This window comes from Gammaproteobacteria bacterium (assembly GCA_013003425.1).
In the GTDB taxonomy this organism is placed as follows: Bacteria; Pseudomonadota; Gammaproteobacteria; order Steroidobacterales; family JABDKV01; genus JABDJB01.
The window spans coordinates 1-21,020 of sequence record JABDJB010000094.1; the positions used below are offsets into that span (position 1 = coordinate 1).

Annotated in this window: 20 protein-coding genes; 2 read left to right on the plus strand and 18 right to left on the minus strand. The window is 60.4% G+C overall.

The window, feature by feature from the left end:
• From HKN06_12885 to HKN06_12895, 3 genes are all read right to left on the minus strand, one after another.
• On the minus strand, nucleotides 1–148 hold a 148-nt coding region (locus HKN06_12885; GenBank protein ID NNF62205.1), incomplete at its 3' end, for a lectin subunit beta.
• A 2-nt stretch (nucleotides 149–150) separates the two neighbouring features.
• Nucleotides 151–651, minus strand: a complete 501-nt coding sequence (locus HKN06_12890; protein ID NNF62206.1) for a poly granule associated protein — start codon at nucleotides 649–651, stop codon at nucleotides 151–153.
• A complete protein-coding gene (locus tag HKN06_12895) occupies nucleotides 629–2,047 on the minus strand; it encodes a wax ester/triacylglycerol synthase family O-acyltransferase (protein NNF62207.1) in 1,419 nt (472 codons plus the stop codon). Before HKN06_12895 ends, HKN06_12890 begins: the two co-directional genes overlap by 23 nt.
• A gap of 104 nt (nucleotides 2,048–2,151) precedes the next feature.
• On the opposite strand from HKN06_12895, the gene HKN06_12900 reads away from it, so the two are divergent.
• Nucleotides 2,152–2,907: a hypothetical protein gene (locus HKN06_12900; GenBank protein ID NNF62208.1), complete on the plus strand. Its 756-nt coding sequence runs from the start codon at nucleotides 2,152–2,154 to the stop codon at nucleotides 2,905–2,907.
• Between the two features lie 31 nt (nucleotides 2,908–2,938).
• Here the strand turns inward: HKN06_12900 and HKN06_12905 are convergent, their stop codons facing one another.
• The 15 genes from HKN06_12905 to HKN06_12975 form a co-directional block, all read right to left on the minus strand.
• Nucleotides 2,939–3,541 carry a DUF3365 domain-containing protein gene (locus HKN06_12905; GenBank protein ID NNF62209.1) on the minus strand — a complete coding sequence of 201 codons (603 nt, stop codon included), beginning with the start codon at nucleotides 3,539–3,541 and terminating at the stop codon, nucleotides 2,939–2,941.
• Nucleotides 3,542–3,561: 20 nt separating this feature from the next.
• Nucleotides 3,562–4,326, minus strand: coding sequence for a sulfite exporter TauE/SafE family protein (locus HKN06_12910; GenBank protein NNF62210.1), 765 nt, complete (start codon nucleotides 4,324–4,326; stop codon nucleotides 3,562–3,564).
• A 19-nt stretch (nucleotides 4,327–4,345) separates the two neighbouring features.
• Complete coding sequence (locus tag HKN06_12915) at nucleotides 4,346–4,996, minus strand: hypothetical protein (GenBank protein NNF62211.1); 651 nt, start codon at nucleotides 4,994–4,996, stop codon at nucleotides 4,346–4,348.
• A 130-nt stretch (nucleotides 4,997–5,126) separates the two neighbouring features.
• The gene (locus tag HKN06_12920) at nucleotides 5,127–6,392 is read right to left on the minus strand and encodes a DUF445 domain-containing protein (protein NNF62212.1); all 1,266 of its coding nucleotides are present in this window, start codon (nucleotides 6,390–6,392) and stop codon (nucleotides 5,127–5,129) included.
• A 1-nt stretch (nucleotide 6,393) separates the two neighbouring features.
• Entirely contained in the window at nucleotides 6,394–7,449 is a 1,056-nt protein-coding gene (gene hemE / locus HKN06_12925) for a uroporphyrinogen decarboxylase (GenBank protein NNF62213.1), read from the minus strand.
• Nucleotides 7,446–8,165 carry an orotidine-5'-phosphate decarboxylase gene (pyrF, locus tag HKN06_12930; GenBank protein NNF62214.1) on the minus strand — a complete coding sequence of 240 codons (720 nt, stop codon included), beginning with the start codon at nucleotides 8,163–8,165 and terminating at the stop codon, nucleotides 7,446–7,448. The genes hemE and pyrF overlap by 4 nt, the downstream gene beginning before the upstream one ends.
• A 182-nt stretch (nucleotides 8,166–8,347) precedes the next feature.
• Entirely contained in the window at nucleotides 8,348–9,502 is a 1,155-nt protein-coding gene (locus HKN06_12935; protein NNF62215.1) for a deoxyguanosinetriphosphate triphosphohydrolase, read from the minus strand.
• Complete coding sequence (gene aroB, locus HKN06_12940) at nucleotides 9,499–10,569, minus strand: 3-dehydroquinate synthase (protein ID NNF62216.1); 1,071 nt, start codon at nucleotides 10,567–10,569, stop codon at nucleotides 9,499–9,501. Before aroB ends, HKN06_12935 begins: the two co-directional genes overlap by 4 nt.
• A gap of 93 nt (nucleotides 10,570–10,662) precedes the next feature.
• Entirely contained in the window at nucleotides 10,663–11,181 is a 519-nt protein-coding gene (locus HKN06_12945) for a shikimate kinase (GenBank protein ID NNF62217.1), read from the minus strand.
• A 135-nt stretch (nucleotides 11,182–11,316) separates the two neighbouring features.
• The gene (locus tag HKN06_12950) at nucleotides 11,317–13,230 is read right to left on the minus strand and encodes a hypothetical protein (GenBank protein ID NNF62218.1); all 1,914 of its coding nucleotides are present in this window, start codon (nucleotides 13,228–13,230) and stop codon (nucleotides 11,317–11,319) included.
• Between the two features lie 39 nt (nucleotides 13,231–13,269).
• A complete protein-coding gene (gene pilQ, locus HKN06_12955; protein ID NNF62219.1) occupies nucleotides 13,270–15,372 on the minus strand; it encodes a type IV pilus secretin PilQ in 2,103 nt (700 codons plus the stop codon).
• A gap of 111 nt (nucleotides 15,373–15,483) precedes the next feature.
• Complete coding sequence (locus tag HKN06_12960) at nucleotides 15,484–15,993, minus strand: pilus assembly protein PilP (protein ID NNF62220.1); 510 nt, start codon at nucleotides 15,991–15,993, stop codon at nucleotides 15,484–15,486.
• The gene (locus HKN06_12965; protein ID NNF62221.1) at nucleotides 15,990–16,610 is read right to left on the minus strand and encodes a type 4a pilus biogenesis protein PilO; all 621 of its coding nucleotides are present in this window, start codon (nucleotides 16,608–16,610) and stop codon (nucleotides 15,990–15,992) included. The genes HKN06_12960 and HKN06_12965 overlap by 4 nt, the downstream gene beginning before the upstream one ends.
• Nucleotides 16,607–17,176: a PilN domain-containing protein gene (locus HKN06_12970; GenBank protein NNF62222.1), complete on the minus strand. Its 570-nt coding sequence runs from the start codon at nucleotides 17,174–17,176 to the stop codon at nucleotides 16,607–16,609. Before HKN06_12970 ends, HKN06_12965 begins: the two co-directional genes overlap by 4 nt.
• A gap of 1 nt (nucleotide 17,177) precedes the next feature.
• The gene (locus tag HKN06_12975; protein NNF62223.1) at nucleotides 17,178–18,242 is read right to left on the minus strand and encodes a pilus assembly protein PilM; all 1,065 of its coding nucleotides are present in this window, start codon (nucleotides 18,240–18,242) and stop codon (nucleotides 17,178–17,180) included.
• Nucleotides 18,243–18,550: 308 nt separating this feature from the next.
• On the opposite strand from HKN06_12975, the gene HKN06_12980 reads away from it, so the two are divergent.
• A complete protein-coding gene (locus HKN06_12980) occupies nucleotides 18,551–21,013 on the plus strand; it encodes a penicillin-binding protein 1A (protein ID NNF62224.1) in 2,463 nt (820 codons plus the stop codon).
• The last annotated feature ends 7 nt before the right edge of the window (nucleotides 21,014–21,020 follow it).

Below are 21,020 nucleotides of genomic sequence, written 5' to 3' on the forward strand. Positions count from 1 at the left end.
GCAGGTCTATACCTTCGAGCGCCTCGTCGAGGGCGGCCAGTACGCCAACTTCGTAAATACCGCCAAGCGGGCCGCCGCCAGCAAGGGCCAGGCCAAAACGGCGGCCACTGCGCTTGCCGGGCCCCTCGCCAGTAGTGCTGACCGACACGTTTACTTACCGCCGGACTTTTTATGTTTCGTTTTTTTCATCTGGTTCTTCTTTTTCTTTGCTTTTGACTTCTTGCTGCTGCTCTTTTTCTTTTTCTTGGCTTTCTTCTTTTTTGCTGTCTTGCGCCGGGCTTTCTGTTTTGCGTTCAGCTTGTCGACTGCCGACGAAAGCTTGTCCACGCGCGTCGATAATTCATGGATGTCGCGCGCGGTCGGTATCTGCAGCCCGTTCAGGGCGCGCGCCACGCGTAACTCGAACATCTCCTCCAGCTTTTCCCAGGTGTCGCTGGCCATATCCCTGCCGCCGGTGACGGTGCTTTTTGCCACTCCAGCGGTATTGCGGGTGTGCGACTGGATGTTCTCGCCGAGCTTTGCCAGCGTCTCGAACAGCTTCGAGCCCTCTTTTTCAGCCATCGACAGGGCGCCCAGTCCGGCCGACCAGATCTGGTGAGCCGATTCTGTGATAACCCGTGCCAGTTTGTCAGGATCCGGCTTTTGGTTCATGTATTTCTCCACGTTTTGCTTGCTGCCACGGCTGCATCATTGTAACCAGTACCAGCTTTTCAAATTCATCGGTGACCCGGCGGATAATCTGGCCGGGACGCGGCACAAGGTTGCTGTCGGTCATCAGCCCGAATTGCACCTTGCCGTTATAGCTGAGGATGCTGACACCCATGCCGATACTGCCGCTCTGCGGTACCCAGAATAGCAGCTGGTCTATCTCCGAGCCGGCGAAGTAAAGCGGCCGCTGCGGTCCCGGCACGTTTGTCATAACCGTCGTTGCCTTGCTGCTGAACATCTCCAGCACGGGCCGCTGCAACACGCTGGGGCCGCGGCCGACCAGGGACAGCATGCCAAGACTAATTTGGGGCTGGTAGGATTTTTTCAAGTCAGCCATGTTGGCAGCCACTGCATGCAGGCGTTCCAGCGGGTCGGCAATGCCGATCGGGATGCCGAGAAATACCAGGCCAAAGTGATTGCCAAGCCCGTCGGCTTTCCCTGGCGGGCGCAGGTTCACCGGGACAGTAGCGTTGATCTCCAGGCCGCCAACCTCGTCGCCCTGTTCGACCAGCCAGCGCCGCAGCGCTCCAGCCACACAGGACAGCAACACGTCATTGACTGTACAGCTGTGCGCCTTGCCGACTGCCTTCACTTCGGCCAGCGGCAATGGCTCGGCCCAGGCTACGCGCTTGGCAGGGCTCAGCGCACCGCGATAGCGCGACCGGGCGTCGGGTGGTTTCAGCACGAAACGGGCAAGGTCAAAGGCAAAGTCGCTGCCCTTGCGTGCCAGCGTAGCGACGATAGACGGTGGACCCTTGTCCTGCAGTTCACCCAGCAGGTCGCGGCCAATTTTCTCGCCGCGTTTGCCAAGCGCAAGCGCCTGCCTGGCGATCTGGTCGAGCAACGGTCGCGAGTGATGCGCCTGCCGTGGTGGCGCGCCTTTTTTCTCCTGCGGCTGCGGTTCGGTATCGGTCATCGACAGCAAGACCTGCACCAGCGCCATGCCGTCGGCGTAGCAGTGGTGTATCCGCATGATAATCGCGCTGCCGCCGTGGTAGTTCTCTATTACCTGGTATTGCCACAGCGGTTGATCCGGGTTGAGCGGCGTGCTGGCGATTTGGCTGGCGAGGCGCTCCAGACCACGTTTCGACGGATCCTCTGGCGGCTCTTGCGCCACCACATGGTTGGCAATGTCGAATTCAGGGTCCTCTTCCCACCAGGCCCCGGTGAGATCCTGTATGGCGCGCATGCGAAAACGGGGAAAGCTGAGGAAGCGCTGTTCGATAAGGTCCCGCACCTGCTGCAGCGTGACGCGCGACTTCAACTCAATTACCCCGGTGATCATCATCAGGTTGGTCGGGCTGTCCATACGTAACCAGGCGGTATCGCCGCTGGCCATCGAACGGGTGCCTGGTCTTAAAATCTGGTCGAGCACGGGGCAGTCGCGATCACTCATTGGGCGGCACAGTATAAGACCAACTCGCCCCGGCGTAGAATATGGTCATGAATAAACGAGAAAGCCCGGGCGCAAGGCGCTTCATGGAGCACCTGCAGCGCGCCCGGAAGCTGCGCCGGGAGGTCATTACCGGTGCGGGGCTGACACCGCAGCAGCATGCCCTGAGCGCCTGGCAGACCGAGCGGCTCGCCGGCACTTATGCCGACCTGGCTGCCCAGCCGCGCTATCGTCCGGCGATCGAGTTCTTCTTGTCAGACCTGTATGGCACGAAGGATTTTGCCCAGCGCGATGCCGACCTGGTGCGGGTGTACCCCATCATGGTGAGGGTGCTGTCAGAGAACGCGCTACAGTCAATGTCACTGGCGGTCGAGTTGCACGCGCTCACACAGGAACTCGATAGCCAGCTGCTTGAGGTGTTGAGTGAAAGCAATGTCGACATTGGCGCACACCCCGGAGCGCTCGACAAAGAGCTGTACGCGACCGCGTATCGCGAATGCGATAATTACGAACAGCGCAGGCGGCAGATCGAACTCATTGACGAAACCGGGCGGTTACTCGACGAGGTGGTGCGTCATCCCTGGATCATGGTCAGCACGCGACTTGCTCGTGGCCCGGCACACGCCGCCGGTCTCGGCGAGCTGCAGGATTTCATCGAGCGCGGACTGAAATCCTTCAAGCGCATGAAAGGCGCCGATCATTTCCTCAAAACGATCCACGACCGTGAAACGTACATTCTCGAGCAGATTATTTCCGGCGCACCGCTGACCGACTGGACCGCCGACGGGTTGGGGTCGGAGCAATGATTGGCCTCCTGCCGGCAGTGTTGATTCCTGTTCACTTCTGCCAGCTCACGGTGAATGCGCCGCGCAGCTCACCGGCACGATAACCGCGGGCCTCGTCCTGCGGGTACAGTTCGTCGATTGCGGCGGCCAGACCGGGATCGAGTGTTGTGCCGTGACAGGTCAGGCACAGCGGCTGGACTATTATTGGTTGCATGTAGCGATAGCTGGTGCGCCCGTTCATGTTTTTGGCAGCCGCTGCCGACAGAGCTGCGGGATCTGCGCCATCGCCCAGCTGTTGCCTGAACATTGCCAGCTGTTCCTTTTCCCAGTCATCCGGCGTATTGGCATGGTTGCGCAGCCGCATGCTGGTGCGGCCGATCTCGACGCCAAAACCGGTGCCAACTGTCGTTGCAATTTCAGCAGCGCGGGTGTGACACACGCCTACCGCGCCGGTCGGCCCGTCGGCCTGTAACGCTGTTTTGAGTTCCCGTTGTAGTTGTGATGCAAACGCACTGATTGCTGCCTGCGGTTTTTCTACCGGCACCGGGGCGTCACAGGCAACCAGCATGCACGCAGAGAGCGTAAAGATCGCAGTGCTGATGATCCTGTTTGCGCTGCTCTGCCATGTCGTCGTCTTGATTCGTTTGGCGTGCAAGTGGGCAACTCCTTTGTTTGTCAGGTGACAAGCTGTGGTAATGAACGCACGAGTATGTAGCAGCCCATCATCACCAGGAAAATACCGAAAATTCGCTTGAGCAGCTGGTGTGGCAGGCGGGTGGCGAGCAGATTACCGGCCAGGCTGCCCGCCACGCCCAGCGTAGTAACCAGGGCGATCACCTGCCAGTCCAGCGCAAGGTCCTGTCCGGCCAGCACTTCGAGATATTTGTAAAAGCCGCTGTATGATTTCAACGCGATGATTACCAGGCTGGTAGCGACGGCGTTGTGCATGCGCAGCCCACCCAGCAGCACCAGTGCCGGGATGATCAGGAATCCGCCGCCCACGCCGACCAGCCCGGTAACGACGCCAACCAGCAGGCCGTCTACAGCAATCTTCCACGTTGCACGTGGGACGTGTGGCGCGTCGTCGATGCGCATCGGGCGTAGCATCAGGACTGCTGCCGCGAGCATGACGAGGGCAAACAGCGAAAGTTGTACCAGTCCGGATACGAACGCGGCCAGCCATGCACCCAGGTACGTCCCAAGCATACCGGGCAGGCCGAAGACCATTACGTTGCGCCAGTCGACATAGCCGCGCCGCATGTAGGGCAGGCTCGCTGCCAGGGCAATCGTCCCGACGATCGCCAGTGATCCGGCAATCGCGACCTTTTCGTCCTGACCGAACAGGTACACCAGCACCGGTACCGTGACTATGGAGCCGCCCGAGCCCAGCAGGCCCAGGCTCAGGCCGATTGCGATGGCACCCAGCCAGGCCGAAATCATTCAGTCAGCAACTGAAATACTATTTCAGGTGAACTGTCAGGTCGCCGAACTGCAAATCGCCGTAGACCTGACACCATCCGCTCCCGTCGCCGGACCACTCCAGCTCTGCGCCGACCAGCAGTGCGCGCCTGCCGTGAATGGTTTTGCCGTCGATGACGAGATTGGCATCGCCGGTGCCGGTATCCAGTGACACGCTGCCAACGACATCGCGCTGTATGTAAATCGTAGCGTCGCCGGCATACATATCCAGCTCGACGCAGTTGCGCATGTCACGCACGTCGATATCGCCGGCGCCGATCTTGAGAAACAAGGCCCGGTCATCAGGTGCAGTGATATTGACCCTGGCCTGAATATCATGCCACGCCATCATCGAGTCGGGCTGCAGTGCAATGATTACCGCAGAAGTATCAGCGCGGGATATCACCTGGACTTTTTCCGCACGTCGTTCGCAACCGCGATCGCCTTCGCGACACATCAGTTCGACGTGCGCGTCGACCAGCTGGGTCGGGCCGCCTTGTATGACAATTTCACCGATGGCGGCTTCCACCCGTACTGCCGCACGCGGTGGCACCTGGATTTGCGCGGTATGCGTGCCCACGTTAACCAGCGGGCCGTTACTGGCACAACCCGACAGCAGTGCGATGGCAACGACGACCAGTGGGTATTTCATCTTTATGTCCACGGTGGAAAGACGACAGTTTACTCTGCTGCGCGCAGCCTGAGGTGCAGGTTGACCCGATACCTGCTTTTACCAGCCCTTACCGCTGCCCGGCCAGCCCCGGAAAGGGGACTGTTCGGTGTTACAGGAGCTGGATGAGGCTGTAGATGGCCAGCCCGGCAAAGCCGCCGACCAGCGTACCGTTGATACGAATGAACTGCAGGTCCCGGCCGACGTACAGCTCGACGCGGCGCGCGGTGACTGAAGGGTCCCAGGCGCTGACGGTTTCCGAGATTATGCTGGCGATGTCGCCGCGGTATTGCTCGACCAGGTACGCGAGGGCATCGCGCGCCCAGCGATTGAGTTCTTCGCTCAGCCTGGGGTCGTCGCGGAAAGTCCCGCCTATACGCGTCAGCGCATCCGACAGCCGCTGTACCAGTGCAGAATCCTCCATGTCTGACTGCTCGCGCAGGTAGGTCGCGATGTGTGTCCATACATCAGCCAGGTACTGCTGCACCACGGGGTGCTCGAGCAGTTCTTCCTTGAGCGCTTCGCCGCGGGCAATAATCTCAGGGTCTTGTTTGAGCTGCTCGATGAACTGGCGGGTGGCGACATTAAACTGGATGCGTGCCGGGTGCTCTTCGTCGGTGCCGACGTTTTCCAGCGTGCTCTCGATTTCATTGACGATCTTGTCGTAGATTTCTTCGTCGACGAAATCCGGCACCCACCACGGGCTCTCCGTGGCAATCTTCAGGCGGATGGCGAAGCGGTTTTCCTCCAGCTGCTGGCGTGCCGCGGCAACCGCCGTGTCCATCAGCTGTTGATGATGATCAGAGGTAACCAGCAGGTCGAGCACGCGGCCAATCAGCGGCGTAACGGTGGTATCACTGAGGCTGCGCTGCAGATTGCGCCTTACCATATCGCGCAGCGGCCCCGTGTCGACGGTGTCGAGCAGCCAGCGCGCGATGCCGGCAATGTCGCTGGCGATCTTGCGGGCGTTGTCCGGCTGCGAAGCCCAGCGACTGATGGTGCCGGCAAAATCCGTTGCCTCCAGTCGTGGCCGCAGCGCGTTAGGGGTTAGAAAATTGCGTCGCACGAAGTTTGCCAGGCTCTCGCCAAGCCGGTCTTTCTGCCGCGGGATGATCGCGGTGTGCGGAATCGGTATGCCCATCGGGTGTCTGAACAGGGCGGTTACAGCAAACCAGTCGGCGAGTGCACCGACCATCGATGCTTCGGCGAACGCGCGGACATAACCGAGCAGCGGCCAGCGGTGCATATAAAGGTGCGCCAACACGAACACGACCGCCATAAAAAGCAGCAACCCGGTCGCGAGCATTTTCATGCGGCGCAGGCGCCGTTCCTGTTCGGCTTCAATAGCAGCGGTGGGCGCTGCCGGTTCCACGCTCATGTCAGTGCCAGGCCGGGCTGAGCTCGTGTACGGCTTCAAGCAGCGCCGCCAGGTGTGCCGGGTCAACACCGGGGTGAATGCCGTGGCCAAGATTGAACACGTGGCCGCTGCCTTTGCCAAAGCTTTCCAGGGCATCGGCCACGGCTGTGCGGATACGTTCGGGCTGCGCATACAGCACACACGGATCGAGGTTGCCCTGTAGCGCTACTTTGTCGCCGACGCGGGCGCGTGCGTCGGCCAGGTCGGTGGTCCAGTCCAGTCCCAGCGCAGCGGCACCGGTTTCAGCCATCGACTCGAGCCATGCACCGCCGTTTTTGGTGAACAGCACGACCGGTACGTCATTACCGGACAGTTCATCAACGATGGACTGCATGTAACGCAGGGAGAATTCGCGGTACCCGGCCGGCGTCAGTGTGCCGCCCCAGGTGTCGAATACCATCAGGGCATCGGCGCCGGCCTCGACTTGCGCGGCAAGATACTTCGCGGTCGCTTTTGCCAGCAGCTCGAGCAGCTCGTGCAGGGCGGCCGGTTCGGCATAAAGCATGCCGCGGATGTGCGAAAAAGTCTTGCTGGCGCCGCCTTCGACCATGTAGGTAGCTACGGTCCACGGGCTACCGGCAAAACCGATCAACGGCAGCCGATTGCCCAGTTCGGCACGCACTGTGGCAACCGCGTCCATCACGTAGCGCAGGTCGCTGCCGGGGTCGGGCACGTGCAGTGTTCGCACATCACGCAGCGAACGCACGGGTTTTTCGAACTGCGGGCCCTCACCACTGGCGAAATACAGGCCACGGCCCATCGCATCGGGGATGGTGAGGATATCGGAGAACACGATTGCGGCATCGAGCTGTGGAAAGCGGCGCAGTGGCTGCATGGTGACTTCGCAGGCCAGTTCCGGTGTTTTGCACAGCGTGAGGAAATCGCCGGCCTGGGTACGTACCGCGCGGTATTCGGGCAGGTAACGGCCAGCCTGGCGCATTATCCATACTGGCGTACGATCGACGTCTTCACGCCGAAGCGCGCGGATCAGGCGATCGTTTTCCAGTCGTCTGCTCATGAAAATGTCTCCGCAATGGTCTGCTGGATTGCCGCGGCGGCCGCTGCCGGGTCTTTGGCGTCGCGTACAGGCCGGCCCATAACAATGTAATCGGCGCCGTTACGAAACGCCCGGGCGACATCGACGACGCGCTTCTGGTCGTCGGTCGGGCGGTTTTCCACGGGGCGAATGCCAGGAGTCACCACCATCAGCTCGTGATTTACGTTTTCGCGCAGGGCCGGCGCTTCCAGCCCGGAGGAAATTACCCCGTCACAGCCGGCCTGCAGCGCGCGCCGTGCGCGTGACAGCACCAGCTGCTCGACATCGCAGTCGAAGCCGAGGTCGTCGAGGTCACCACGATCGAGGCTGGTCAGCACCGTTACGCCGAGAATTTTCATGGCGCCCTTCTCGGCGCCGGCCGCCTCCATGATCGCCTGGTTGCCATGGACCGTCAGGAAGTGCGCGCCGCGGTTGCGCAGCCCGCGTACCGCTGCAGCCACCGTGGCGGGTACATCAAACAGCTTGAGATCCGCGAACACTTTCTTGTCGCGCGCCAGCAACCAGTCCATTACCTCGAAGTAGTCGCCGGACGTCATCAGTTCCAGCCCGATCTTGTAAAAGCTGACGCTGTCGCCCAGCGCTATCGCCAGCTCCTTGGCGGCACCGGCATCGGGCACGTCGAGCGCAAAAATCAGACGCTCGTGCACCGGTATATCTTTGTGTAGAAAGTCATTCATCGTATAGGGGTCAGACCGAGATTCTTTGTGACATTTGTGCCTGCAGTTGCCGGCTGACCCATTGTAGCGGTTCGAATGTCACAAAGAATCTCGGTCTGACACCTATTTCACTATTTCACGTCCGCCGTGGCGGTCCAGTTTATTGTAGCGGTTCAAATCACACAAAGAATCCGGTCAGACCCCTATTTAAACAGGCGGGTGTGGACGCCAATAGCGTAGCGGTCGGTCATGCCTGCGATGTAGTCAGCCACGACTCGGGCGCGGGCGCTGTCCGATACGGCGTTGCTGGCGCTGGCAGCGTGTTCGCGCGGCAGCAGGCCAGGGTTGCCGAAAAAAGCATCGAAAAGCGCATGAATAATACCGCGTGCTTTTTCGGTCATCTGCAGCACTTCATGGTGACGATAGAGCTCGTCGCGCAGAAAGGCTTTTAGGTCCAGGTGCCTGCCGCGGACGGCGTCGCTGAAGCCGATCAGCGTTGTGCCGTGGCCCCGGATATCGTCAATACTCGCCGGCCCTGCCGCCTCGATGTGCTGGCGGCTGTCAAAAATCACGTCGTTGACGACCTCGGCAATCATCCGGCGCACGGTTTCATGGATCTGACGGCGGTCCTGCAGGTTGGGGTGCAGTTCGCGCACCGTATCGTTGTGGTCGCAAAACAGCGGCACAGCGCGCAGCTGTTCCACGGTCAGCAGGCCGGAGCGCAGCCCGTCATCGACGTCGTGGTTGTTGTAGGCGATTTCATCAGCGATGTTGGCAAGCTGTGCTTCCAGCGACGGCTGGGTGCGCTCGAGAAAGCGCCGGCCAAGTTCGCCCAGCTCGCGGGCGTTGCGCGCGGAGCAGTGCTTGAGGATCCCCTCGCGCGCCTCGAAGGTGAGATTGAGCCCGGGAAAGTCGGCGTATTTTTCTTCCAGCTCGTCGACCACTCGCAGCGACTGCAGATTGTGCTCAAAGCCACCGTGGTCGCCCATACATTTGTTCAATGCCTCCTGGCCGGCATGGCCAAACGGCGTGTGGCCAAGATCGTGTGCCAGGCAAATAGTCTCGGTCAGATCTTCGTTGAGGCGCAGCGCACGGGCGATACTGCGCCCGATCTGGCTTACTTCAAGCGAGTGCGTCAACCGTGTCCGGTACAGGTCACCCTCGTGATTAACAAATACCTGTGTCTTGTACTCCAGCCGGCGAAACGCTGTCGAGTGCACGATACGGTCACGGTCACGCTGGAACGGGCTGCGCGTGTGCGCTGCCGTCTCGTCGTAGCGCCGCCCGAGCGAGTTGGCCTCGGTCACGGCGAAAACTGCCGGGCCGCTGGCCGGGTTCCAGTCGAATTCCGTGCTCACAGGTGGGCCCCGCGCAGCACTTCGTCGAGCTTGTCGTGGTCCACCGCGCTGTGCAGATGGGCATTACCGATGTCTTTCAGCAGGACGAAACGCAGCTTGCCGGCAGCGGATTTCTTGTCCATCCGCATCCAGCCGCGCCAGTGTTCCGGATCCATCTGCGGTGCCGCCACCGGCAGTCCGGCTTTTGCTACCAGCGCGCGGGTACGTTCGACCGTCTCGTATTCCACCTGGCCAAGCTGGTACGACAGTTTCGCCGCCAGCACCAGGCCGACAGCCACGGCTTCGCCGTGCAGCCAGGAAAATGCCGTATCGCACTCTATGGCGTGGGCGAATGTATGGCCGAGGTTCAGCAAAGCGCGAGGACCCTGTTCGCGCTCGTCGCGGGAGACGATGTCGGATTTTATTTCGCAGCAGCGCGTTATTGCGTGGCTGAGCGCCGCCGGCTGCTGCGCCAGCAGGTCGTCCATGTGCTGCTCCAGCCAGGAGAAGAATTCTGCATCTGCAATCAACGCATGCTTGATTACTTCGGCCAGTCCGGAGCGAAACTGACGCTGGTCCAGGCTGCGCAGCGACTGAGTGTCGCTGATTACGCAGCGCGGCTGGTGAAAAGCGCCAATCAGGTTTTTCCCACGCTCGTGGTTAACCGCAGTCTTGCCACCTACGGACGCATCGACCTGGGCCAGCAGGGTTGTCGGCACCTGGATGAAATTCACACCGCGCAGGTATATCGCTGCCGCCAGCCCGGTCATGTCGCCGATTACCCCGCCACCCAGTGCGATCAATGTGGCATCACGGCCACAGGCGCACAGCGTGAGCGTGTCGATAATATGCATCACCGCGTCCATGCTTTTGTGCGCTTCGCCGTCGGGCAGCACAACAGCGTCGGTGAGGTGGTCGCCGATAGTTGTCTGCAGCGCGGTGAGGTAAAGCGGCGCGACCCGCGAGTCGGTCACCACCACGTTGGTTGGGCCGAGAAATGGAACGAACAGGTCGCGGCTGGTGAGAACATCAGCCCCGATGTGGATCGGATAGGACTGCTCACCCAGGTTGACAGTTAATGAGTGCATTGCCGAAACGAGTTTACCGAAAGGGGTCAGGTCTTCCCATTATTCATTTTTCGGAATGAGCAAAGGGAAGACAGGAACCCTTGGGCCTGCCCCCTATGGGCCTGATAAATGACGGTGAATTTCGCGGGCAACGGACTTGACGTAGCGGCGGTCGGTGCAAATCTGCAGGTGCGCGAGTTCCTCGTAAAGCGGCCCGCGAATTTCCATCAGTTCCTCCAGCCGCGCACGCGGGTCGTCGTCGTGCAGCAATGGGCGGTTTTTGCTGCTCCGGGTCCGCTCGTACTGCTGGTCCAGCGAGGTCTTGAGGTAGACCAGATAGCCACGCTGGCGCAGGACCTGGCGATTGGGCTCGGCCAGTACGGCACCGCCACCGGTTGCAACAACTACGTTTTCGCGCCGGGTCAGTTCATCGAGGGCGGTGGTCTCGCGGTGACGAAAGCCGGCTTCGCCTTCCTTGTCAAAGATCAGCGGTATGTCTACACCGGTGCGCTGCTCGATGTAGTGGTCGACATCGACGAATTCATAGTCGAGCAGGCCTGCCAGGCGGCGGCCAACCGCGGTCTTGCCGGCGCCGGGCGGACCAATCAGGAAAATGCGTTGTGGAGCAGTCATCGTAGAGACAGTTTAACGGGATTAATGCACTGGCCGCGGTTTTTCGACACCCGAAGTTTAAAGCTGTGTTCTGTCCGGAACAAAAAAGGCCAGACTCTGCTGAGCCTGGCCTTTCACTGATCAATTCAGTGAGCGCTAGAAATCCTGAGCGCAGTTGTCCGCGTAGCCCCACGGGCTGGCCCGGAAAATGCTCGTGTCGAACGGCGACGGAAGTATGGGATCAGGCGGCTTCAGCAGGCCGGGCGGCGCCACGTCCGGCTGTACGTCGTCCGCGGTAACGTCGAGAACGAAGGTTAGATCCTCGGCGTTCTCGCTGCCGCCAACGCTGACCTGAGCGCGCAATTGGACCTCGGTCCAGGCGCCGTAGATCTTGGCGTAACGCAGCGTTGCCAGGAACTTGCCCTCGGCATCGGTCACCTGGTCGCCGCCGACCACTTCGACCACGTTGCCGGCCTCAATAGTTTCATTGTTGTTTTCGTCGATTTCGTCGGGATCGAGCAGGCCGTTGCCGTTCAGATCCTCATCGTCGCAGGTTGCCCTGACCAGCGGAGCCCAGGGCTCGGCGGGAGCCGGTTGTACCCAAATGCCTTTGGAGTATCGCACCGAGCGAATATCCAGCTGTACGTTGGCGTCCGGTACACCATTACCCTCTGAGTCGGTCACGATCACAAGATAAGGGACCTCATACGCAGTGGTATCGGTTGACTCGGCCAGTTCGTTACCGGTTCCGATGGCAACGAAAAGCTCGCGTCGCGCAACGGTGATATTGATGGCGTCTGATATCGATGGATCGGACTCAATAAATGCCGATACCGTCACGCCCTGTGCGCCACTTAGCACGTCGCTGGCCGTGTAGAAGGTCTGTGCGCGGCCCTGGCTGTCGGTGTCTGCCGAACCAACTGACAGCTCGCCGCCCGTGATATCCAGCAGCGTGAAAGCGACGGTGGCGTTCTTCACCCGGTTGTTGTCCACGTCGCGTACCGTCGCAGTGACGGTAGCCTGATTGTTTGGCGCGATGGTAAACGGGTCGGCCTGAACTTCGATCGTCGCAGGTGTGGTCGCTATGAATTCGATCGGCAGCTGGGTGGTGGGTCCACCGTCGGCATCTGCAGTAATAACTGCCGGACCAGCGTTGTTCGCGAGCACCCGGATAGTCGCCGAACCGTCGGCGAGCGTTGTGATAATTGGCGGTCCGGCCAGCGGCACACCGCCGGCATCAACGAAAATACCGCGGGTGGTTGCGAAGCTGACGCTTTCGCCTGCCTGCGGCACACCGTTTTTCAGCCATATCACGGTGACAACGCGGATAGAGTTGAGCACGATTTCCGCATTGTTCGCCGGGGTACTGAAAGCGAAGCTGTCGTCAGAAACCGTCAGCACACGACTGGCCGAGAGCCCCAGGCCTGTGGCGGTAAGGGTGTCCTGGCCGCCATTGGAGGCAGTCACATCAACCTGCGCCTGACCGGAAACATCCGTGGTCAAAGTTGTGGCTGCGAGAGTATTGCCGTTGGACGAGCTGATACTGATCGTTTCGCCCGGTATACCCGAACCGGCGCCGTCGACCAGCACGATCGTGTAGGTTGCGGTATCGCCCTGCACCAGGCTGTCCGGACCGGAAATACTCAGCTGCGAACCGGCAACTGCCACGGAAACCGCACCTGCCAGAGTGCCGGCGGTGGCGGTAACTGTAATGTCACGGTTGGTGGGGTCACCGGCGGTGGTCAGCGAAGCGGAAGCAACACCAGTGGTGTCTGTGACGGACTGGTTTACAACGATGCCGCCGGAGGTCGCCGAAAATGCTACGTCGACACCCTCGACAAAGTTGTTGTTGCTGTCCTTGACGAACACGGTAATCGTCGCCGGGATACCGCCGTCCGACGGGATCTGCGGGTTGTTGGTGATTACCTCAACGCTGGAGATAACGGGGCCGCCACCCGGCGTTCCCGGTGGGGGCGTGTTTATCCCGCTACCGGTGAGACTGTCGTCATCGCCGCCGCAACTGGCGAGCGCAATCGCCGTCAGGCACAGGGCAGTGATCAGTTTTCGCATTTGTACAATCCTCTGCTGGGACGCCGCCGGGCGTCTCGATTAGTTGAGATTCGCGCCGTCCTTCAAGATACGCGGAGTGACAAAAATCAGCAGCTCCGCTTTGTTGTTGATCCGCTGTGTCTGGCGGAACAGGTTACCGACCACCGGGATATCGCCCAGCACCGGCACCTTGGTATTGGTTTCGCGTATTTCGGTTTCATAGATACCGCCGAGCACGACAGTTTCGCCATCATCCACCAGGACCTGGGTGACTACTTCGCGAGTATCGATACTTGGCACAAGACCGCCGTTAGCGCTTGGCACGACTTCACCAACGTTGTCCTTGCTAACCTGCAGGTCCATGATGATGCGGTCGTCCGGCGTGATCAGCGGTGTTACCACCAGCTGCAGCACGGCCTCTTTGAACTGTGTGGCCGTGGCGCCGCTGGCCGAGGCCTCCTGAAATGGAATCTCCACACCCTGTTTGATGCGTGCTTCCTGCTGGTTGGCCGTGATGACCCGCGGTGTCGAGACGATTTCGCCACGGCCTTCCGACTGCAGCGCCGACAGCTCGAGGTCGAGCAGGTAGTCGGAATCGAGGATCGCCAGCGCCACGCTGCCCACCGGTGAGCCGCTTGGCGCGTTGATGTTAAAGCGGTCATCAATGTTGGGCAGTGTTACCGGGAAGGGTGAGCCGGTTGTCGTCAGGTTATCGACTGCCGAGCTGACAATGACGTCGGAGCCGGCCGACGAGCCGGTGACAGAAATCAGCCCGTCCGAGCTGTTGTCGGAAATGCCTGTGTAACCCATGCGCACGCCCAGCTCGCGGCTGAAGTCGTCGTTGACCACGACGATGCGTGACTCAATCAGAACCTGGCGTACCGGAACGTCCAGCGTCTGCACCAGGCGGCGAATTTCTGCCAGCTTGTCTGCGGTGTCCTGCACCAGCAAGGTATTGGTGCGCTCGTCGATGGCGACGCTGCCACGCTCTGACAGCAGCGACTGCGTGTCAGCCGTGGACTGGATCAGGGTCGCCAGTTCAGATGCCTTGGCGTAGTTTACCTGGATGAACTCGGATCGCAGCGGGGCGAGCTCTTCAAACTGCTTGAGCTTTTCCAGCTCGGCGCGTTCGCGATTGGCAAGTTCGGCTGCTGGCGCAATGATCACAACATTGTCGCGCTGACGCATGTCGAGGCCCTTGGTCTCGAGAATAATGTCGAGCGCCTGGTCCCACGGCACATTCTGCAAGCGCAGCGTGACGTTACCGGTCACCGTGTCGCTGACGACCACGTTCATGCCGCTGACATCGGCCAGCAGCTGCAGCACCGCGCGGGTGTCGATGTCCTGGAAATTAAGCGTCAGACGTTCGCCTTCGTAGTCCTTGTTTTGCTGCTCTTCGAAGAGGTCCGCCGCAGTAGGTATATAGGGTTTCAGCTCGACGGTGAACAGGTTGTCGGACTGGTATGCAACCTGCTCGTAGGCGCCACTGGCTGCGACCACCAGGCGGGCATTGCTGTCGGCCTGACGTGCATCGACGGTGCTTACCGGAGTTGCGAAATCCAGCACATCCATCCGGCGCCGGAATTCGGCCGGCAACCGCGTGTTCTTGAAGTCGACGATGACGGTGTTGCCCTGCTCACGCAGATCAACCACCGTGCGCGGATCGCTCAGCGTCACGATGACGCGACCCGAGCCGTCATTCCCGCGGCGGAAATCGACCGCCTGGATGCTGCGTTCGCCCGGTAACGTGGGCGTGCTGGCCATGCTGGTTGTCGTGGACGTTCCGGGGCCAAAGGCTGGCGCCGCTTCGGCGTACTGCGGCGCAGTTGCCAGCGTCACGAAAATGGAATTCCCTTCGACACGCGTCTCGTACGGCACCAGCGAATCAAGGTTCAGTACGATGCGCGTACGGCCACTGGCCTCGGCAGCCAGGATGGTACGCAGCGAACCGATGTCGACGTCCTTGCGCCGGCTGGGCAATGCCAGGCCGGTGTCTGGCAGATCCAGCGAGATACGCGCGGGGCGGTCGATGGTAAAGCTCAGGGGTTCTGGTGCCGGGCCGCTGAGGCGCAGCTGCAGCTGCAGCTGCTGGCCGGGCAGCGTCTGTACGTCGATTTCCTGCAGCATATTGCCAGGCGCATCAGCCGACCAGGCAGTAGCCATGAATAAGCTCAACAACAGGCCGGCCAGCCCCGAAAGGCGCCAGTGCCACAGCGGATCCCCCTGTTTAAATTCGCTGGGCGTATTGGTCCACGTCATCACTAGAACTCCCGGTTAGTCGCTAAGTGCAACGGCAGCGGGGCGCTCAATATAGCCACCCAGCCCGTCACTGATGATTTCAATGAGTTTTATTTCCGAGTCAGAGATTTCTATGACCCGTCCTTCGCTCTGTCCCATGTGGTTGCCGACGCGAACCCGATGCAGCAGGCCATCGGACGTCTTGACCAGGGCGTAGTCGCTGCCGCTCAGGTTGATCGTGCCCACCATGCGCAGCGTGTCGAGCGGGAACTGCTCGAGAAATTCGCGCGCCCTGGCCTGGTCCGGCCTGATCGAGCTGGCAGAAGTAGTTGTCGGGCGATCTTCGATCGCAGGCATGAACGGCGACCGCATGTCACTCGCCGAATAAACGAATGTCTCGTACGGCTTGATCTGCGGCAGCGGTTCGATACGGCCACCCCCGCGGGCATGCACTTCGCCGATGTACTGCTCGAGATCGGAAACATCCTTGGCGCAACCGCCCAGGGCCACCAGCGCAACGCCTGCAATAACAAATGAGCGCTTCATCGCTGTGCCCCCGCGGTGCCGCCTTCATCGTCCTCGAGATAGCGGTAGGTTTTTGCCGTCAGGTCCAGCACCAGGTCGGAGTCATTGTCGTTGCTGGTACGTTTAATTTCGATATCGTGCAGGGTCACGATGCGCGGCAGCGCCGCCACACCACTGACGAATGCCGCCAGCTCGTGAAACGAACCGCGCAGCCGGATACGAATCGGCAGCTCAGCGTAAAAATCCTGCTGCACCTCGCCGGCCGGCTGGAATAACTCCTCGTCCAGACCCGCCGCCAGACCGGTCTGCGAAATATCTACCAGCAGGCTGGGTACCTCGGTGCGGTTTGGTAGCTGGCGCAGCATGGCGCCAAACGAGCCTTCCATCTGGTTGAGCTGCTCGGTATAGGCTTCCAGGTTGACCGCTTTGCGTTGCTTGGTCTCGAACGTCGTACGCAGGGTTTGTTCTTCCTGCTGTACCCGCTCCAGTTGTGGCAGCTGGCCTTTTACGACGAAATAGTAAACACCACCGCCGACCACCAGGATGAAAAGCAGACCGATAAAAAGCGAGCGAAACAGCAGCGGCCAGCGGCCGATGTCATTGAAGTCGAGCGACTGGAGTTGTTCGAGGAAGTTCATGAGTCGTCTTCCTCCTCCACTTTGCGCGGGTTGGTCTGCTCGGCAAAAATTGTGAACTCACTGCTGCGGGACGGCCCGGTGTCTTTCGTTTCAACAACGTCGAGTCCGGGATCAGTCAGCCATGCCGAGCGGTCGATGTTGCGCATGTACGCCGATACGCGCGTGCTCGACTGCGCTTTACCGCGCAGCGTAATGCGTTTACCGGCTTGCTTTACCAGGTCGAGATGCACGCCGTCGGGAAGAGTGCGGGCAAGCTCGTCAAACAGGTGCACAACCTCGGGCCGGCTGCGCTGCAGCTGCTCGATAATCTGCATGCGTGCCAGCAGCCGCTCCTTCTTGCTTTCCAGATCCCGGATTTCGCCAATCTGCTCGTCGAGCCTTTTGATCTCGGCTTTGAGCATGTCGTTCCGGTTTACCTGGTGCTCGATCTGGCCGTTGACCATGCTCTTGGCGCCAAAGACCGCAGCGGCACCGATCAGTACCGCACCGGCGGCAGCGACGGCAAAGTTGCGTTGGCGCTCTTTGCGTAACTCTTCGCGCCATGGAAGTAGATTAATACGAGGCATTTCAGTCGAAACTCCGCAACGCCAGGCCACAGGCAGTGAGTAACGCAGTGGCGTCCTTGTGTACGCCGGCGGCCTTGGCTTTCGAGGCAACTTTCATTTTTCCGAGTGGATCACCGATCTCAGTCGGTATACCAACCCTGCTTGCAATGAGGTCGGCCACGCCGGGAATGTTGGCGCAGCCACCGCATATGAGAATGTGTTCCGGTTGTTCGCGGCCGCCGCCTGAAGCCAGGTAAAACTGCAGTGAGCGGCTGACCTGCTGGGTCATATCGTCAATGAAAGCATCCAGCACTTCGGGTCCGTAGTTACTCGGTAACCCGCCTTCTTTTTTCGCCCGGCCGGCCTCCTGCAGGCTGAGGCCGTAGGTTCGCATGATCTCTTCGGTGAGCTGTTGGCCGCCGAAAGCAAAGTCACGTGTGTAGATGACCTTAAGATTACGCAGCACACTAAACGACGTGCTGGTGGCGCCAAAATCGATAACCGCGATTGAATGGTCGGCACCTTCGTCCGGCATCTGGTGTTTCATCAGGTAGCAGGCGTTTTCCACCGCAAAAGCTTCAACGTCGACGATGCGGGCGTTAAGACCGGCGGCCTCCACGGCAGCCTGTCGTTGCTCGACGTTTTCAGTACGTGTGGCAACCAGCAGCACGTCCATCATCTCCGGGTCTTTCTCCGAAGCGCCGATGATCTCAAAGTCGTAGCTGACTTCTTCCATCGGGAATGGAATGTACTGGTCCGCCTGCAGTTCGACCTGTCCTTCCAGATCCGTGCCCTGAAACGAGCCTGGCATCTGGATGACTTTGGTAATAGCTGCATCGCCGCTTATAGCGACAGCGGCATCACGTGTCTTTGCACCCGAACGCTTGACAGCAATACGTACCGCCTCACCCACAGCATCAGCGTCGACGATAGCTTTCTCGTTGACCGAATTGAGCGGTGTCGGTTGTGCCGCATAGGATTCCACACGGTAACGCGACCCGCTTTTGCTCAATTCGATGAGCTTTACGGATGAGGTTGTTATGTCAAGCCCGAGTACAGGCCGATTCTTACTCGAGAAGATAGGCATTTTTTCCTTGCGCCGCCGGTAATTGCGAAAGAAAGATAGGCTATAATCTTAAGACTATCAGTCAACTATATAACAATAACAATAAGGGTGGGTTACGAAGTGTGATGTACCGCTCATTAATGAGCATCTCGCCCCGTTTGACCAGTGCCGCTCCGGCCCCTGGGTCCCAGGTCCGAAGTTTTACATAATTGGCCCCACCGTGGCCTTATTCTAGTCAGTTTTCATTGCCGATTGGCGTGATATCGTTCACACCCCGGAGCGACAGTTATGATTCCCTGCAACCCGGATCCGGCCCGGGCACTCTAGTAATGAAGATCCTCCTTAAACTGACCATTCTGGCCGTAGCGCTGGGTTCCGTGGGTATTGCAGCCGGCGTGGCCGGCGTCGTGGGCGCGTACCTGTATGTGGCGCCCGACCTGCCGCCGGTTGACAGCCTGCGAGAGGTCCAGCTGCAGGTACCGCTGCGGGTCTACACCCGCGATGGGCGGCTGATCGCCGAATTCGGAGAAAAACGCCGTACGCCAGTCAGTTACGACGAAGTGCCCGTAATGATGGTGCAGGCGGTGACGGCCGCCGAGGATGACCGTTTCTTCGATCACCCGGGCATCGACTACCAGGGCCTGGTACGCGCCGCCGTCGGCCTGCTGTTGACCGGCGAAAAACGCCAGGGCGGCAGCACGATCACGATGCAGGTGGCGCGCAACTTCTTTCTTACCCGCGAGAAGACTTACCTGCGCAAGATCAAGGAGATTTTCCTGTCCCTGCGAATCGAGCGCGAGTTGAGCAAGCAGGAGATCCTCGAGCTGTATCTCAACAAGATCCTGCTGGGGCATCGGGCCTGGGGAGTGGGCGCCGCGGCCGAGGTCTACTATGGCAAGACCCTGAGGGAGCTCACCCTGGCCGAGACGGCGACCATTGCCGGTCTGCCGAAAGCCCCGTCGTCGGACAACCCGATTACCAGTCCGGAGCGGGCCCGAACCCGTCGCTCATATGTCCTCAGGCGAATGCTCGAGCTTGGCCACATTACGCCAAATGAATTCGCAACCGCCGAAAACGCTCCGATCGCCGCGGTGCTGCACGGTCCAACGGTAGCGCTGGATGCCCCCTATCTGGCCGAGATGGTGCGGGCCGATATGGTGGAGCGTTTTGGTGCCGACGACGCCTATAACTCCGGCTACAAGGTAACAACCAGTATCGACAGCCGGTTGCAGCAGACCGCAGTGGCTGCGTTGCGCAATGCACTGCTCGAATACGACTGGCGGCACGATTATCGCGGCGTAATCGCCGAGGTGGCGTTGCCTGATGGCGATGACCCCGTCGCGTGGACCGACCTGCTGCGCGATTATCCGGCAGCGGGCGGGCTGCAGCCAGCCGTCGTGCTGGCAGCCGACAATGAAGCAGCAAGCGCATTCGTCGCGTCGGTCGGTAAAGTGGGGCTGGCGCCGCGGGCGCTGACCTGGGGTTACAAGGACGAAGAGAAGCTCAAGGAAGGCGAAGAACCGATACCGTTGGCAGTGCCGGCCGAGGTGGTCAGCCGTGGCAACGTCATCTACCTGCGGGCAGTCGATTCAGGCTGGCAGCTGGCGCAGATACCCGATGTGCAGGGTGCATTTGTCTCGGTGTCGCCGCAGGACGGCGCAATCGTCGCACTAACCGGCGGTTTCGATTACTACAGCAGCAAGTTCAATCGTGCAGTCCAGGCGCAGCGCCAGCCGGGCTCGGCTTTCAAGCCTTTTATCTATTCCGCGGCGCTGGAGAATGGTTTCTCAACGGCTACGGTGGTTAACGACGCGCCGGTGGTCTTCGAGGATGCCGCGCTGGAAGATACCTGGCGCCCGGAAAATTACAGCCAGCGTTTTTACGGACCGACGCGGCTGCGCGAGGCTCTGGTGCGGTCACGCAATCTCGTATCGATACGCATACTGCGCGAAATCGGTATCCCCAGTGCGGTCGATTTTCTTACCGGGATGGGTTTTGAGCCCGAGCGCCTGCCGCGTGATTTGTCGCTCGCGTTGGGAAGCATCACGCTGTCACCACTGGAGCTGGCCACCGAATACAGTACTTTCGCCAACAGCGGCCACCGTGTTGCGCCCTATTACATCGATCGCATCGAAGCGGCAGACGGCACGGAGTTGTTCCGCGCCGATCCGCAGGTGGTTTGCGCCGAATGCGAAGTGATCGAGGATTTTTCCGCGCTGCCCGACGGCGCGGCGGATGAGTGCCGGGTGCCCGAGCCTTATGTGCTTGCGGGGCAGCTTGCCCCTCGGGTGCTTGACGAAGACACGGCCTGGCTGATCGTCGATATGATGCGTGACGTGGTGCGGCGCGGGACCGCATCGAGGGCGCGCGAACTTGGCCGCAGCGACATCGCAGGCAAGACTGGCACCACCAATGATTTTCGCGATGCCTGGTTCAGTGGCTTCAACGACCGGCTGGTGGCAACCGTCTGGGTTGGCTTTGACCAGGAGCGGCCACTCGGCGCGGCAGAGGCCGGCGCCACCGCTGCCCTGCCGGCCTGGATCGACTACATGAAGGTAGCGCTGGACGGCGTGGAGGAGCGCGACCACATCGCGCCGCCCGGCCTGATCCGGGTGAAAATATCGCCTGAATCAGGTCTGCTGGCACGCGCTGACGACGGCAGCGCGATCTTTGAGTTGTTCAGGCTCGACGAGATTCCGGAGCAGGAGTTCGAGGAACCGGTGGACCTGTTCAACCTCGAAGTGGAGGCCGATACGGAAGAAGAAGACGCAACCACCCAGCCACTGTTCTGAAAAGGGT

Excerpts from the sequence above, each read along its gene's own strand:
- HKN06_12900 (NNF62208.1), top strand. The coding sequence starts at position 2,152 with ATGAATAAACGAGAAAGCCCGGGCGCAAGGCGCTTCATGGAGCACCTG.
- HKN06_12920 (NNF62212.1), bottom strand. The coding sequence starts at position 6,392 with ATGAGCGTGGAACCGGCAGCGCCCACCGCTGCTATTGAAGCCGAACAG.
- HKN06_12960 (NNF62220.1), bottom strand. The coding sequence starts at position 15,993 with ATGAAGCGCTCATTTGTTATTGCAGGCGTTGCGCTGGTGGCCCTGGGC.
- HKN06_12980 (NNF62224.1), top strand. The coding sequence starts at position 18,551 with ATGAAGATCCTCCTTAAACTGACCATTCTGGCCGTAGCGCTGGGTTCC.
- HKN06_12945 (NNF62217.1), bottom strand. The coding sequence starts at position 11,181 with ATGACTGCTCCACAACGCATTTTCCTGATTGGTCCGCCCGGCGCCGGC.
- HKN06_12890 (NNF62206.1), bottom strand. The coding sequence starts at position 651 with ATGAACCAAAAGCCGGATCCTGACAAACTGGCACGGGTTATCACAGAA.
- HKN06_12910 (NNF62210.1), bottom strand. The coding sequence starts at position 4,326 with ATGATTTCGGCCTGGCTGGGTGCCATCGCAATCGGCCTGAGCCTGGGC.
- pilQ (NNF62219.1), bottom strand. The coding sequence starts at position 15,372 with ATGGCTACTGCCTGGTCGGCTGATGCGCCTGGCAATATGCTGCAGGAA.
- aroB (NNF62216.1), bottom strand. The coding sequence starts at position 10,569 with ATGCACTCATTAACTGTCAACCTGGGTGAGCAGTCCTATCCGATCCAC.
- HKN06_12895 (NNF62207.1), bottom strand. The coding sequence starts at position 2,047 with ATGGCCAGCGGCGATACCGCCTGGTTACGTATGGACAGCCCGACCAAC.
- HKN06_12915 (NNF62211.1), bottom strand. The coding sequence starts at position 4,996 with ATGAAATACCCACTGGTCGTCGTTGCCATCGCACTGCTGTCGGGTTGT.
- HKN06_12970 (NNF62222.1), bottom strand. The coding sequence starts at position 17,176 with ATGCCTCGTATTAATCTACTTCCATGGCGCGAAGAGTTACGCAAAGAG.
- HKN06_12950 (NNF62218.1), bottom strand. The coding sequence starts at position 13,230 with ATGCGAAAACTGATCACTGCCCTGTGCCTGACGGCGATTGCGCTCGCC.
- HKN06_12975 (NNF62223.1), bottom strand. The coding sequence starts at position 18,242 with ATGCCTATCTTCTCGAGTAAGAATCGGCCTGTACTCGGGCTTGACATA.
- pyrF (NNF62214.1), bottom strand. The coding sequence starts at position 8,165 with ATGAATGACTTTCTACACAAAGATATACCGGTGCACGAGCGTCTGATT.
- HKN06_12965 (NNF62221.1), bottom strand. The coding sequence starts at position 16,610 with ATGAACTTCCTCGAACAACTCCAGTCGCTCGACTTCAATGACATCGGC.
- hemE (NNF62213.1), bottom strand. The coding sequence starts at position 7,449 with ATGAGCAGACGACTGGAAAACGATCGCCTGATCCGCGCGCTTCGGCGT.